Origin of the sequence: Chitinibacter sp. S2-10, assembly GCF_046530675.1 — a bacterium.
In the GTDB taxonomy this organism is placed as follows: domain Bacteria; phylum Pseudomonadota; class Gammaproteobacteria; order Burkholderiales; family Chitinibacteraceae; genus Chitinibacter.
Genome location: NZ_CP172558.1, coordinates 447,238 through 461,019 on the forward strand (window position 1 = coordinate 447,238; position 13,782 = coordinate 461,019).

General features: G+C 49.7%; 14 protein-coding genes and 1 pseudogene. 10 read left to right on the top strand and 5 right to left on the bottom strand.

Features of this window, described 5'->3' with window-relative positions; genetic code table 11:
• Positions 1 to 103 precede the first annotated feature (103 nt).
• Together ACG2XO_RS02095 and ACG2XO_RS02100 are read left to right on the top strand one after the other, a co-directional pair.
• Positions 104 to 1,168: a tetratricopeptide repeat protein gene (locus ACG2XO_RS02095; protein WP_410499195.1), complete on the top strand. Its 1,065-nt coding sequence runs from the start codon at positions 104 to 106 to the stop codon at positions 1,166 to 1,168.
• 56 nt (positions 1,169 to 1,224) lie between these two features.
• A complete protein-coding gene (locus tag ACG2XO_RS02100) occupies positions 1,225 to 2,571 on the top strand; it encodes a L,D-transpeptidase family protein (RefSeq protein WP_410499196.1) in 1,347 nt (448 codons plus the stop codon).
• A gap of 98 nt (positions 2,572 to 2,669) precedes the next feature.
• On the opposite strand, the gene fabG is transcribed toward ACG2XO_RS02100, so the two are convergent.
• Entirely contained in the window at positions 2,670 to 3,410 is a 741-nt protein-coding gene (fabG, locus tag ACG2XO_RS02105; RefSeq protein WP_410499197.1) for a 3-oxoacyl-ACP reductase FabG, read from the bottom strand.
• Positions 3,411 to 3,599: 189 nt separating this feature from the next.
• Positions 3,600 to 3,893 (bottom strand): annotated as a pseudogene (locus tag ACG2XO_RS02110) (DUF3579 domain-containing protein); the annotation flags it as partial.
• A 250-nt stretch (positions 3,894 to 4,143) separates the two neighbouring features.
• Between ACG2XO_RS02110 and argF the strand changes: the two are divergent.
• The 8 genes from argF (at position 4,144) to ACG2XO_RS02150 (ending at position 10,377) form a co-directional block, all read left to right on the top strand.
• Positions 4,144 to 5,058, top strand: coding sequence for an ornithine carbamoyltransferase (gene argF / locus ACG2XO_RS02115; RefSeq protein WP_410499198.1), 915 nt, complete (start codon positions 4,144 to 4,146; stop codon positions 5,056 to 5,058).
• A gap of 12 nt (positions 5,059 to 5,070) precedes the next feature.
• A complete protein-coding gene (leuE, locus tag ACG2XO_RS02120) occupies positions 5,071 to 5,694 on the top strand; it encodes a leucine efflux protein LeuE (RefSeq protein ID WP_410499199.1) in 624 nt (207 codons plus the stop codon).
• Positions 5,695 to 5,726: 32 nt separating this feature from the next.
• Positions 5,727 to 6,947, top strand: a complete 1,221-nt coding sequence (locus tag ACG2XO_RS02125; RefSeq protein WP_410499200.1) for an argininosuccinate synthase — start codon at positions 5,727 to 5,729, stop codon at positions 6,945 to 6,947.
• 45 nt (positions 6,948 to 6,992) lie between these two features.
• The gene (locus tag ACG2XO_RS02130; protein ID WP_410499201.1) at positions 6,993 to 7,214 is read left to right on the top strand and encodes a DUF2788 domain-containing protein; all 222 of its coding nucleotides are present in this window, start codon (positions 6,993 to 6,995) and stop codon (positions 7,212 to 7,214) included.
• A 12-nt stretch (positions 7,215 to 7,226) separates the two neighbouring features.
• Positions 7,227 to 7,538, top strand: a complete 312-nt coding sequence (locus tag ACG2XO_RS02135; protein WP_410499202.1) for a pyrimidine/purine nucleoside phosphorylase — start codon at positions 7,227 to 7,229, stop codon at positions 7,536 to 7,538.
• Between the two features lie 83 nt (positions 7,539 to 7,621).
• Positions 7,622 to 8,113, top strand: a complete 492-nt coding sequence (locus tag ACG2XO_RS02140) for a YajQ family cyclic di-GMP-binding protein (RefSeq protein WP_410499203.1) — start codon at positions 7,622 to 7,624, stop codon at positions 8,111 to 8,113.
• Between the two features lie 213 nt (positions 8,114 to 8,326).
• The gene (locus tag ACG2XO_RS02145; protein WP_410499204.1) at positions 8,327 to 10,150 is read left to right on the top strand and encodes a diguanylate cyclase; all 1,824 of its coding nucleotides are present in this window, start codon (positions 8,327 to 8,329) and stop codon (positions 10,148 to 10,150) included.
• Positions 10,151 to 10,221: 71 nt separating this feature from the next.
• Positions 10,222 to 10,377, top strand: coding sequence for a DUF3149 domain-containing protein (locus ACG2XO_RS02150; protein ID WP_410499205.1), 156 nt, complete (start codon positions 10,222 to 10,224; stop codon positions 10,375 to 10,377).
• Positions 10,378 to 10,402: 25 nt separating this feature from the next.
• Here ACG2XO_RS02150 and ACG2XO_RS02155 read toward each other — a convergent pair whose 3' ends face one another.
• The 3 genes from ACG2XO_RS02155 to rho all read right to left on the bottom strand — a co-directional run bounded on the left by ACG2XO_RS02155 (position 10,403) and on the right by rho (position 13,690).
• Positions 10,403 to 12,037 carry a hypothetical protein gene (locus ACG2XO_RS02155; RefSeq protein ID WP_410499207.1) on the bottom strand — a complete coding sequence of 545 codons (1,635 nt, stop codon included), beginning with the start codon at positions 12,035 to 12,037 and terminating at the stop codon, positions 10,403 to 10,405.
• Positions 12,038 to 12,123: 86 nt separating this feature from the next.
• On the bottom strand, positions 12,124 to 12,333 hold the full coding sequence (rpmE, locus tag ACG2XO_RS02160) for a 50S ribosomal protein L31 (protein WP_410499208.1): 210 nt from the start codon (positions 12,331 to 12,333) through the stop codon (positions 12,124 to 12,126).
• Positions 12,334 to 12,433: 100 nt separating this feature from the next.
• Complete coding sequence (gene rho, locus ACG2XO_RS02165; protein ID WP_410499209.1) at positions 12,434 to 13,690, bottom strand: transcription termination factor Rho; 1,257 nt, start codon at positions 13,688 to 13,690, stop codon at positions 12,434 to 12,436.
• Between the last annotated feature and the right edge of the window lie 92 nt (positions 13,691 to 13,782).

Here is a 13,782-nt window from a genome sequence, read left to right on the forward strand (position 1 = left end):
CAATAGAACGCTTGAAAAGGCAGGCGGCATATTTCACACAGGCAAAGCCGAGTTTGTTAGAATCTGCGCAGTTTAACGTGACCACCCCATTGCCGGAATCCCCATGTCTGCATTACGTTCAATGATTATTGCCCTGCCTTTGCTGTTTTCGATGGCTGTCCACGCTGGCGAAGGCGAAGATATTCAGCAACTAATTCGCACCAAGCAATACACACAGGCCATCGAGCGAGCCGACAAGGCGCTCGCCAAATCACCCAAAGATGCGCAATTGCGCTTTTTGCGCGGGATTGCCCTGAGCGAAATGGGTCGCAGCGACGAGGCGATCAAGGCGTTTACCCAGATTTCCGAAGATTATCCGCAACTGCCTGAGCCATATAATAATCTGGCGGTGCTGTACGCCAACAAGGGGCAATTCGACAAAGCACGTGCCGCTTTGCAGTTAGCGATCCAGACCAACCCAAGTTACGCTATCGCGCACGAAAACATGGGCGATCTGTATGCGCGCCTCGCTTCACAGGCGTATGACAAAGCGCTGCAACTGGAAAACAATAACCCGCAAGTGCAAACCAAACTCAAACTGATCGACTCATTGTTCGGCCAGCAGGGCAACCGCCTGCCGCCGAGCAAACCGGTAGCGACCAGCGGCGCGCAAAAACCGATCATGACAGCCCAGCCGACGATGGTCGCTGCAGTCAAAGCCACTGCGACCCCTAAAGTTACGGCAACACCAAAAGCTACGGCAGTCGCCACACTGGCCGCCAAAGCCACCGAAAAACCGACACCAAGCCCTACTGCCAGCAGCAAACCCGCCACCAGCAGCGAGCCGCAAGCGGACTCGAAGCAAGTTATCGCCAGCGTCCAGAATTGGGCTGAAGCCTGGAGTCGTCAGAACGTCACGGGCTATATCAATAACTATTCGAAAAATTTCAAAGCGCCGGGTGGGCGTGCAGCCTGGGAGCAGGATAGACAAGCCAAAATCAGCGCACCCAAATCAATTGATGTCACCGTGAGCGACATCAAGGTCGAAATGCTCGACGAGACAACGGCCAAAGTACGCCTGCGTCAGAATTACAAATCGGATCGCCTCTCTAGCAGCACAGTCAAAACACTGGTCATGGAAAAATCCGGCAGCCGCTGGTTAATCCGTGAAGAGCGTATTGGCGGGTAAGCGCAGTGAATACAGCAATTTATGCAATTTATTTGAATGGTCGCGGTGAGTAATCAATGCCGAAATTCACTCGTCGTGCCAAACGCGCAATCTGTCTGATCACCCTACTGCTGCTCGCCCCTGCCGCGCGGCCGCTGATGATCGACTCGAATAGCCCGTTTTTCAAGCTTCAGGCGGATGAAGCCGGCACCGCTGCGACCGGCTCGCAGGAAGAACGCATTCTGGCCGCGCTGGATTTTATCCGTAACGGCAAAATGGCCGACGCGCGCGCGACGGTCGACGCCTTGCTGCAAGAGCAACCCAATTATCGCCTCGCCCATTTATTACGCGCCGATCTATACGCGATGCGCGCAATTCCACTGGAAACCATCGGCGACGGTGCGACCAAAATACTGGGCGATAACGGCGAGCAAGCCGCAGCCCAAAGTAGCAAAGGTCTGCCTAGCGAGCTATCGGTGCCGCAGCTCGCCGACCGTTTGGCAGGCTTGCGCAAAGAGGCCTTGGCGCGCATCAATTACCGCAATATGCCTACGCCGCCCGATTTGCTACCTGCCAATATCCTGCGCTTTAATCCGCAGCAGAAATACGCCATTCTGGTCGATGCTGACACTTCACGGCTGTATATTTTCGCCAACGACAAAGGCGTTCCTAAAATGGTCAAAAACCATTACGTCACCGTCGGAAAACTGGGAATCGGCAAGCAAATCGAAGGCGATCAGCGTACACCCGTTGGTGTTTATTTTGTTTACAAACACCTGCCGCGCCCGCAGCTGGACAAAATCTACGGCCAGCTTGCCGATTTGTACGGCGTCGGCGCCTGGCCGATTTCCTACCCGAACGAGTTTGACCGTAGCCAGAAAAAAACCGGCTCGGGCATCTGGCTGCACGGCAGCCCTGCTGCGACTTATGCTCGCCCGCCTCAGGCGTCCAACGGTTGCGTCGTACTGACCAACGAAGAAATGCTCAACGTGGCCGAGTACCTGCAAATTGGCACAACACCGGTCATCGTCACGCCCAAGGTACAGTGGCTGACCCGCAAACAATGGCAGGAACGCCAAACCGCTGCCAATGCCAAAATTGAACAATGGCGCAGTGCTTGGGAGTCACTCGATACCGAGCGCTACCTGAATTTTTATGGCACGCAATTTATCAGCGCTGAAGGCCTTGACCTTCGCACCTGGCGGCAACAAAAGCGGCAGGTCAACACCGGCAAAAAATGGTCCAAGATTGCACTGAGTGACTTGTCGATTTTTGCCGTTACTGGCGACGCGCCGCAGATCGTTGCAACCTTTGAACAGAATTACACCAGCAACAATCTGGAAAACAAAATGCGCAAACGCCTGTACTGGCAACCGGACAATGGCAGCTGGAGAATCAGCTGGGAAGGCAACGCAATCAACTAGGGTATATCTATGCAGCTCTTTCTTTACCTAAGCTAGAAAGCAATACCCCAATAAAAAAACCCGCAATAGCGGGTTTTTTTATTGGGTATAGATGACGGTTACAGTGTCAGGCCGCCAGTCACTTCGATGGCTGCGCCATTGATATAGCTCGCATCGTCTGAAGCCAGGAAAGCATAAACACTGGCAATTTCTTCCGGCTGCGCCAAGCGCTTCATCGGCACTTTTTCTTCCATGCCTTGCAGTACTTTTTCCGGCATCGCTTTCACCATCGGGGTAGCGACAAAGCCCGGACAAACGGCATTGGCACGAATGCCTTTTTTGCCCAATTCTTTCGCCCAGGTTTTAACAAAACCGATCACGCCAAACTTGGACGCTGCATAATTGGTCTGACCAAAGTTGCCATAGACGCCAACGACCGACGACGCATTCAAAATCACACCCGAATTTTGCGCGATCATCGTATCAACCACGGCTTTGGTGCAGTTATAAACGCCTTTCAGATTGATATCGATCACGCGGTCAAACTGGTCTTCGTTCATTTTGAACAATTGTGCGTCTTGCGTAATCCCAGCGTTATTAACCAGAATATCGATACGGCCAAATTTCGCCTTCACCACATCGACCATTGCAGCAATACTGTCCTGCTTGGTGACATCAACGACAAAGCCAACGGCCGTCGCACCGGCGGCAGTCAATTCGGCGACCACGCGATCAATACCTTGCTGATTAACGTCGCAGACCACGACTTTGGCACCATCAGCAGCAAAACGCACTGCGGTTGCTTCGCCAATCCCGCTGGCAGAGCCGGTAATAATCGCTACTTTATCTTTGAGCTTCATTATTTTCCCCTGGACAGTTTAAGCACCCCGCGCACATGCGAGGTCAACATGTAGCAGGATAGGCTCAGTGCTGCATTGCAGCAAGAATAAAAACACCGTGGCAATTTGATTCAAAACAAAAAAACCAATCGAAGCTCTACAAAGCCGGATTGGTTTTTTGGAACTATGATTTCGCGATCGGTTTTATGCTTCGCTGCTTTTGATCAGCGAGCGGCAATCGACCACCTGCAAGTCATTATCGCGAGCAAATGTCATGATAAATTCAAAAACGCGCGGATCAATTTTTTCCAGCTGCTTGTCCACCGCGACACAACGAATATTGTTATGTACCATCGGACGCACAAACGGCGCGTAGGACAACTTCTGATCAATGCCAAATGTCGACAAAATGCCGGACAAGCGTTCTGCCCAGTCACTGGGGCGAAACTCACGGCCAGAACTCGTGATTCCCTGAATGATAATTTCGTATGGGTTACAGATCATAAGGGGTGCCAAGCTGAAATAAATTGAATGCGGCGATTGATCCGGCCAAATCACCAAACTGCGCGATTATAGCATTGTGCGCTGCTTTCAGTCGCGCAAATGTAGCGGCATTTGACTTGGTACAAGCCCTGATTGCACCGGCATTAACATAGATCAGGACTTGCCAGAACTGGGTAAAACACTGAATAATGTTCGTTTTTTCAGCCATTTGAGCCGTCGGCACTGATCACGGCTCGGGACACAATCCAAGATGCGTCATTATTTGAAGTTCAGCGATTTCACCCTCGAAGAATACCAATACCTGTTTGAACGCGCAGCCAAACTCAAAGCTCGCCTGCGTTCCGGCCAGCTCTACCAGCCATTGCCGGGTAAAGTGCTGGGTATGATTTTTGAAAAATCGTCGACTCGAACCCGCGTTTCGTTTGAAGCTGGCATGTTCCAGCTCGGCGGCCATGCGATGTTCCTTCAATCCAAAGATACGCAACTGGGTCGTGGCGAGCCGATTGAAGACGTCGCCAAAGTCATCAGCCGCATGGTCGATATCGTCATGGTGCGCACTTACGAGCAATCGATCATCGAGCGCTTTGCAGATAACTCATTGGTTCCAGTGATTAACGGCCTGACCAATGAATACCACCCTTGCCAGATCATGGCCGATATTTTTACCTATGTTGAACGCTTCGGTTCGATTGAAGGTAAAACGGTCGCCTGGATCGGAGACTCAAATAATGTCTCGCGCACCTGGCTGCAGGCGGCAAAAACCTTCAACTTCAAGCTCAACCTCGCCTGCCCTGTCGGCTATGAAATGACCGTACTTGACGGCGAAGAATACAGCAGCGCCAATTTTGAAACTTTCCGCGACGTGTATCAGGCAGCCCGCGACGCCGACATCGTGACGACCGACGTGTGCACGTCGATGGGCTACGAGCGTGAAACACTGCAACGCAAAAAAGATTTCCTGAACTACAAAGTTTCGGAAAAAGTCATGCTGCAAGCCAAAGCCAACGCAGTCTTCATGCACTGTCTGCCAGCGCACCGCGGCGAAGAAGTTGATCCGGAAGTGATCGATGGCCCGCAATCGGTCGTCTGGGACGAAGCAGAAAACCGCATGCACGTGCAAAAAGCAGTGATGGAATTTTTGCTACTGGGTCGTATTGACGATTAACGGACACTCGCGATGCTGGGCATTACTGATCTGTGGGCGTATCTATTGGGAACGGTGCTGATTATTCTGGCGCCGGGCCCGAACTCGCTGTTCGTTTTAACGACCGCCGCGACGCGCGGCCGTCGCGCCGGTTTTGCTGCTGCAGGCGGTGTTTTCTTTGGCGATCTGGCCTTGATGCTCGCCGCCGTGCTGGGCGTTGCTTCGCTGATGAAAGCCCACCCGGTCGCCTTTGATGCCGTGCGTTATCTGGGTGCAGGGTATTTGCTCTGGATCGGCATCCGGGCTTTGCTCGCAAGCAATACCCCCAAAGATGCACAAATCACTACAACCAAAGGCGACCCGAAACACGCATTTCGTTCGGCGCTCGGCATTTCGCTGATCAATGTGAAAGCCATTTTATTTTTCATGGCCTTCTTTCCCCAGTTTGTTGACCCGCACTACCCACATGTTTGGCAAAGCTTTGCCGCGCTGGGTGTGATTGTGCAACTGGTCAGCATGGTTTATCTCAGCACCTTGATTCTGGCTGGCAGCGCCTTGTCGCGCCGTTTTTCAGGTGTTGTGTGGCTGAAAACCCTATTGAATAAACTAATTGGCACGCTATTTGTGAGCTTTGGCTTGCGGCTGGCGTTGGACTAATCCTTGTAATTAAGACGCACTTGAGGTTCTTCATGTCTGATGTAAAAAAAGTAGTTCTGGCGTATTCCGGTGGTCTGGATACCTCGGTCATTTTGAAATGGCTGCAAGACACTTACCAATGTGAAGTAGTGACTTTCACCGCCGACCTGGGTCAGGGCGAAGAGCTGGAACCAGCACGCCAGAAAGCACTGAAATTCGGCATCAAACCAGAAAACATTTACATCGACGATTTGCGCGAAGAATTCGTGCGCGACTTCGTTTTCCCGATGTTCCGCGCCAATACCGTTTACGAAGGCGAATACCTGCTTGGCACATCCATCGCGCGTCCACTGATTGCCAAACGTCTGATCGACATCGCGCGCGAAACCGGCGCTGACACGATCAGCCACGGTGCCACTGGCAAAGGTAACGATCAGGTTCGTTTCGAGCTCGGTGCTTACGCACTGATGCCAGAAGTCAAAGTGATCGCGCCATGGCGTGAATGGGATTTGCTGAGCCGTGAAAAACTGCTCGCCTATGCCGAAGCCAATGACATTCCGGTTGACATGAAACACCGCAACGGCGGCGCGCCGTACTCAATGGACGCCAACCTGTTGCACATCTCGTTTGAAGGCCGTCACCTCGAAAACCCGTCCGCCGAAGCCGAAGAAAGCATGTGGCGCTGGACGGTGAGCCCGGAAGCTGCACCGGATGCACCTGAATACCTCGACGTTGAATTCGAAAAAGGCGACATCGTTGCACTGAACGGCGTGCGTTTGTCACCTGCACAAGTGCTGACCAAATTGAACGAGCTGGGTGGCAAGCACGGCATTGGCCGTCTGGATCTGGTTGAAAACCGCTACGTCGGCATGAAGTCACGCGGCTGCTACGAAACACCAGGCGGCACGATCATTCTGAAAGCGCACCGCGCGATTGAATCGATCACGCTGGACCGCGAAGTAGCGCATTTGAAAGACGATCTGATGCCACGTTACGCCAGCCTGATTTACAACGGCTACTGGTGGGCACCAGAGCGCAAAGTGCTGCAAACACTGATCGACGAAACGCAAAAAACCGTTAACGGCTGGGTTCGTCTGAAACTGTACAAAGGCAATGTGATTGTCGTCAGCCGTGATTCGAAAACCGACTCATTGTTCGACATGAATATCGCGACATTTGACGACGACGGCGGCGCTTACAACCAGGTTGACGCTGGCGGCTTTATCAAGCTGAATGCGTTGCGCATGCGCATTGCCGGCCGATTGAAAAAATAATAACTTCGGCTCAGGCTTTGCTTGAGCCATTCATTGTTGAGCGATATGTTTGAAGCCCTGATTAATATGGATGAAGAGACGTTTACGACGCTCTCGACCAGCATTTTATGCACCGGACTGATCCTGTATATGGGCTTCATCATTTACAAGCTCGCCAAGGAATCCAAAGCTGGCAAATATGGCACTCTGGTGCTGTTTTTCGCGCTGGGATTCGGCATGGTCGGCTTTATCGCCAAAACCATTTTGACTGAAGTTCTGCAAAAATAAGGATGAATAAGAATGAGCCAATTTGATAATGTTTCAGTACTGAAACAGGGTAATGTTTATTTTGACGGTAAATGCGTTAGCCATACCGTGGTGTTTGCCGATGGCACGAAAAAAACGGTTGGCGTGATTCTGCCTTCAACACTGACTTTCAATACTGGCGCGCCCGAAATCATGGAAGTGGTTGCCGGGGTATGCCGCGTTAAGCTAGCTGGAGAAAGCACTGCAACGGAATACGGTGCAGGTGTATCTTTCAATGTACCGGGCAATTCCAGCTTTGAAATCGAAACGGTAGAAACCCTGCACTACGTTTGCCATTTCGGTTAATCCGCTTTTACACAGTGACTTTTTAAAAAGGCAGCGGTGAATACACCGCCTGCCTTTTTGTATTTTCCAGCGAGGAGTTCAATATGCCTTCATTTGACATCACTTCAGAAACAGATATGGTTGCACTAAAAAACGCCATCGAAACTGCTGAACGCGTCATTATTAATCGTTATGATTTCAAAGGCACCAGCGCCAAAGTCGAACTCAATGAAAAAGACAAATTGATTACCATTTATGGCGATTCAGACTTCCAGCTTGATCAGATTAAGGATATTGTTTTCCCAGCGCTGGAAAAGAAAGAACCCGACAGCAGCAAACGCCTTGAACAGGGCGACGTACAAAAAGTGTCTGGTAATAAGGCCAAACAGGTTTTAACCATCAAAGATGGTATTGACCGCGAATTGGCGACCAAAATCATTAAAGAAATCAAAGATTCAAAAATCAAAGTCCAAACTGCGATTCAAGGTGAAGAGCTGCGCGTTAACGGCAAAGATCGTGATAGTCTGCAGCAAGTGATTGCACTGGTGCGCAGCAAAATTGAATTTCCACTGCAATTTGGCAATTTCCGCGACTAAAATTTCAAAATAGCTGAAAAGTGTGCACTACTGCTTTTGCCATCGCGGCCTTCAATGACCGCCCCAGCTGGGCGGTCAGATTACAGCGAGCCCGGAGTGTCGGCCTTGCAATCGGGTATACTGAAACTCAATGCGCCTCCTCTGACTCTTAAAGTCATTTTGCAAAGCAGACTGCGATGACGTGGCGCTCATTACCACCTGATGCCTTAAACTATGCCTTGGAAAAAGAATAGAACCACCTACTCTGTCATACTGGCCGCACTGCTGGGGTTGGGTATGGTCTTTCTGCTGGCTTATCAGATCGCCAACAGCTATCAGGCGGCACATGCAAACGCTCGCTTGGCGAATGAGACTGCATTAAAACGACTTAATGAGCAGATCGGCAGTAAAACCCGCGAAATCGAACTGGTATTGCAATCGTTGAGCGACCTGCTGGTGGCCACACGTGCTACTGATGCAGATCCCCAGCAAATTCAGCAACAACTGAACGCCAAGCTCTCCCTGCTACCTCAGATTGATAATATTGGCATACTCAATCCATCTGGCGTTCTGCTCGCCCAAGCCCATGCAGAACCCGATTTGACGCTGCAGCAGGATTTCTTATCGCTGCTTAATCAGGCAAAAAACACATCCGGCCTGATTTATCATGAACAGCAATCCCCACAGCACGCGGTTATTATTGGTTTTAAACCTCGCGATTTGCTCAATGAAAACCTGCTGATCAGCCGGCTGTCCCCATCCTTCATCAAACAGCATTTATCCAGCGATGACTCCGCTCAACAACGCTACCTGATTGATCGAAAGTTGAATATTCTGGCGCGATATCCTGCCAATGCCCCCTCACTGGAAATCAGTGCGGAGCTTTCCAAACAATTCGGATCGGCGACGCATTGGAGCCAGATCTTGACTGATCGCTCTCAATTAATCAGCTTTCAACGCGTCGGAAATAGCCCATTGTATCTTGTCAGCGCAGAGTCCACGGACAACTATCTGCTCAGCTGGAAGAGAAGTATTTTCTATTATGTCGTTGCAGCCAGTCTGCTGTTGATGCTGATTTTGCTGATGAGTTATTACTTCTGGCGCTCGCAACGCTTGGCTCGCAATATCAAGGCGAAAGAACTCAAACTTTCTGCCAGTGAAGCGCGTTTTCGCCAAATGATCGAAACCATGCCTGTAGGGCTAATTTTGGCGAGAATGCCGGATTTCTTCATTACCTATATCAACCAGCATGCAGCAAGGATGCTTGGCATTCCTCAAGCATCAGCACTCTCCAAGCGGGCACATGATTATTACTATGAGAAAATCGATTTTTTCCAGCATTCAGATGAGGCGCTAACAGGTAAAACCGTCAATGATGCGGAATGCATGCTAAAGCATCGGCATGGCAACCCGTTTTGGGCCAATATTTCAATGTCGGCGGTCAGTTCGCAAGAAGGTTGCACGTTAGTGATTGGCTTGAATGATATTACGCAGCGTAAACAACTCGAACAGGAACTCAAACACCGGGCAACGACCGATAGCCTGAGCGGATTAAATAACCGCGCCTATTTCATGGAAGCCGCACAGCAAGAAATTCAGCGCTGTAAACGCTATCAACACCGAGCTTGCATCTTGATGCTGGATATTGATTTCTTTAAAAAAATCAATGATACCTACGGCCATCAGACAGGGGACGATGTCATCAAGACAATGGCCAATCTGTGCAAGGCATCATTACGTGACGTAGATCTGCTAGCTCGGATTGGTGGTGAAGAATTCACTGTTTTCATGCCAGAAACACCGCTAGCCGACGCCTATCGCGCAGCAGAACGATTGCGGCTTCAGATTGAAAATTATGTACTGCATTTGGAAGATGGGCAGACAATCAAATTCACCTGCAGCATGGGTTTGAGTGAGCTGCGCCAGGGCGATGCCAGTATTGATGAACCACTCAAGCGTGCCGACGAAGCGCTCTATGCATCCAAACATCGCGGCCGCAATCGGGTCACCTGCTTCGAACAACTCAAACAAGCGGATAGTTCACCAAAAACTCCTTGATCCGCATCAAGATGTAGTTTTCATTTTCGCCCTACATTGATGACATTAACAATGACAAGGAGCTGAGCAAAATGGAAAATACACCACTAAGTACCCTGTTCTCTTCCGAAATCGGTCTGCTTAGTCTGTTCACGATCGGCTTTGTTCTGTGTATGGCGGTGTATATATTTTTCTTTGTACGCCGTCATATCAAGAAAGATAGTGAAGCACAGCAAGACAAAGGTTAAAACAAGGGTGCTGAAGCACCCTTGTTTATTTCTGGAAAATATAAATTTGCTCTTTGCTTTCACCGCGACGTTGAGTTTTGTCCATTAAGTGCCAATCCTCCTTGGCAAAATCCAATCCTGAACGTATCGCCATGCTACAGTCGTTATTCGTGGTCGTTTTAATCTTCAGCGTCGTAAAATAAACCATTGCACCGATCAGCTCGGATGACATTTCACTAGCATCCAGACAATTGGGTTGCAATGTATCAGCAAGAGTTTGCACTTGGCTTGCAACTGGGCGGTAGGACTTTCCCGTATCGACCCAATTTTGAAATAAGCCGACAAATACACTGAGCAATAAAATCAGGCTGCACGTCCAATTTGTCAGCGCCTTTCTTCCCATCGCTCGCCGCCGCAATAAAATACTTCCCCAAAGAATACTGGCTACAATCGAAAAAATCAGTCCAATGGCATGAACAGTAAAAGGTATCGTACTCACACGGGAAAATTGCCGGAAAATATCGCTATCAGGTGCACCCAAGATCAGCATCAGCCAGACTAACCACAAGACTATTGCAGACAGGCCGAAGGTTAAAATCGAAAATGAATTGAGCGCAGCAGCAGCGCCATGCTTGAGCTCATCGATACCAGCCGCAGCAATCAGCGAAAAAACCAGCAATAGAGGCAAAACCGTTGTTTCATTGGGACTTCCGGCACAAACAATATAAACAATCAGAGTCCCCATAAGCCAGAGCAGCAAAAACCAGCGGGGATGTTTCGCAAGCTCCCGGCGATTTACCCATAGAGACCATAGCGCCAATGGCAATACAGGCCAGGCAAACCAAAGTAATGTTGAAAGCAAAAAGCCCGGCTGATGAAACCAAAGTATGGTTTTACTTCCACCATAAGGACCCCATGCATAAAATTGTCGCCAGGCATAAAACAATTGGGGCGACTCTGAATGAAGCGCATAACCCCATAATGCGGCCAACGGAACAGCAACAATTAACGCGCTGACTAGCGTCACCAAATAGGCCTGCTTACGCCAATGCCTGGAGAGCCCCAACCCTACCGCCATCAGCAGCACTAACAATGCGTCTGCCCAGTTCGCCCCCAGCAACAAGCCCAGTAAGCTCAATCCGAGCATCAACCCGGAGAGCAGTGGCTTTTTAAGCGAATGAACCAAGGCATAAAAGGCCCAGCTATACGCAGCAAATACGAGGGCTGCCGGTGCAATATGCCGACTCCACAGAACCAGCCCCAAGGAGCCCATGACCAGCACCACAGTCAGGCGACCATAGCGATGACCAAATAACTCACGTCCGGCCAGCCCCACACCCCAGAGCGAGAGCGCCATCCAAAAACCTGTACTAAGACGCGCAGCATCGTGAATGGCAACTCCAAACCAAGCCAATGCATTGGCAAATAAAGCAGCAACCCAGAAATACAACGGGGCAGTCTCAAAATAAGGCCGATCGGCAAGCCAAGGGATAACCCAGCTATCCTGCCTTAAAAGCGAAGCGATTAAAGCCGCGTTCTCGTTCTCTTGGGGCTTCCACGGATCATGTCCAAATAGCCCAGGCAGCAACCAAAACAGGCATAGCAAGATGAGCAGCCAAGGCTTATCTTGCTCTTTCAATGAACTGGCTGGGCGCTCAGACTCAGGCGTATAGGTCAGCATAATCAGGCTTCAGAATTTTTATCATTTTGACACGGGGCAACAAAAAAGGCAGCCTATAGCTGCCTTTTTTGGATTCACTCGAATAATTAACGAGCAAATTTTGCAAACTTGTTGTTGAACTTCTCAATACGGCCAGCAGTATCAACGATTTTCTGTTTGCCTGTATAGAATGGGTGGCACTCAGAACAAACCTCTACGTGCAGGCTTTTGCCCAAAGTAGAAGAAGTTTTGAATGAGCTACCGCAAGAACAGGTCACGTCGATTTCAGTGTAATTTGGGTGAGTATTTGGTTTCATTTCTTTTCCTAAGGTGTCGGGCGCCGGGGTTTTGCCGACGCTACAAAAGCGGCATTATCGCTCAATCATTAATCAACCGCAAGATTAATCAACACTTAAATCAGCGGCGCATTGAATCGAAGAAGTCCAGATTCGATTTCGTCGATTTGAGTTTATCCATCAGGAATTCCATCGCGTCCAAATCATCCATCGGGTAGAGCAATTTGCGTAGAACCCAGATCCGTTGCAACTGATCGGCCTTGATCAGCAACTCTTCACGACGGGTGCTTGATTTATTGATATTGATGGCAGGGAAGATCCGTTTTTCAGCCATACGACGATCAAGCTGAATTTCGTTATTACCCGTACCTTTGAATTCCTCGTAAATCACATCATCCATACGGCTACCCGTATCGATCAAAGCTGTCGCGATAATAGTTAAACTACCGCCTTCTTCAATATTACGTGCTGCACCAAAAAAACGTTTTGGGCGTTGCAAAGCATTGGCATCTACACCACCGGTCAACACCTTGCCGGAAGCAGGAATCACGGTATTGTACGCACGAGCCAGACGCGTAATCGAATCAAGCAAAATCACGACGTCTTTCTTATGCTCAACCAGACGCTTGGCTTTTTCGATGACCATTTCAGCGACCTGAACGTGGCGTGTCGCTGGCTCATCAAAAGTCGAGCTTAATACTTCACCTTTGACCGAACGCTGCATCTCGGTGACTTCTTCCGGACGCTCGTCAATCAGCAGCACAATCAGGACCACTTCCGGATGATTGGCAGTAATGGCATGAGCAATATGCTGCAGCATCACCGTTTTACCGGTTTTCGGCGGAGCAACTAACAATGCCCGCTGACCTTTACCGATTGGAGCCATCAAATCAATCACACGACCGGTGATATTTTCTTCGGCCTTGATATCGCGCTCTAAATTCAGTCGCTCCGTTGGAAACAGCGGAGTCAGATTTTCAAACAGAATCTTGTTTTTGGTGGCTTCTGGTGCTTCACCGTTAACTTTATCGACCTTGACCAGTGCGAAATAACGCTCACCCTCTTTCGGAATTCTAATTTCACCCTCAATGGTATCGCCGGTGTGCAAATTAAAGCGGCGAATCTGGCTTGGACTGATATAGATATCATCTGGCCCTGCCAGATACGAGGTATCCGGGCTGCGCAGAAAGCCAAAACCATCCGGCAAGACTTCGAGAGTCCCCTCGCCAAATATGCTCTCTCCTTTTTTTGCTCTATTTTTGAGCAGTGCAAAGATAACGTCTTGCTTGCGCATACGACTTGCACCGTCAATCTCGGAAGCAATCGCCATATCGACGAGCTGAGAAACGTGCAGATGTTTTAGTTCGGACAAATGCATAATTGATTACGCTTGAAAAAGGAAAAGAGGGGGAGCAAAAGGATGATGCAAGGGATAGGTAGCAACGGCTCTTGGATAAACCGTTGCTATGA